The organism is Mesorhizobium sp. M5C.F.Ca.ET.164.01.1.1 (assembly GCF_004792125.1).
Lineage (GTDB): Bacteria > Pseudomonadota > Alphaproteobacteria > Rhizobiales > Rhizobiaceae > Mesorhizobium > Mesorhizobium wenxiniae.
This window is the reverse complement of record NZ_SRTG01000586.1, coordinates 1-286: the sequence shown is the minus strand read 5'-3', so window position 1 is coordinate 286 and position 286 is coordinate 1. Positions and strand designations below refer to the sequence as shown.

Genomic DNA, 286 nt, shown 5'->3' with positions numbered 1-286 from the left:
CCTGCGCCGGGCGGACCTTCGTCGCCGGCGCGGACATCACCGAATTCGGCAAGCCGGTGCAGCAGCCGGAGCTGCGCGCCATCGTGGCGCTGCTCGAGACCATCGCCAAGCCGACGGTCGCCGCCATCCATGGCACGGCGCTGGGCGGCGGGTTGGAACTGGCGCTCGGCTGCCATTTCCGTGTCGCCGACCAAGCCGCCAGGCTCGGCCTGCCCGAGGTAAAGCTCGGCCTGCTGCCGGGCGGCGGCGGCACGGTGCGCCTGCCGCGCCTGGTCGGCGCGGCGAA

The 286-nt window shown here is 74.5% G+C and carries 1 protein-coding gene; it reads left to right on the top strand.

All coding sequences use genetic code 11. The features are described 5' to 3' along the window. Window positions 1–286: enoyl-CoA hydratase-related protein (locus tag EN807_RS34870; RefSeq protein ID WP_246684546.1), on the top strand; the 286-nt coding region annotated here is incomplete at both ends.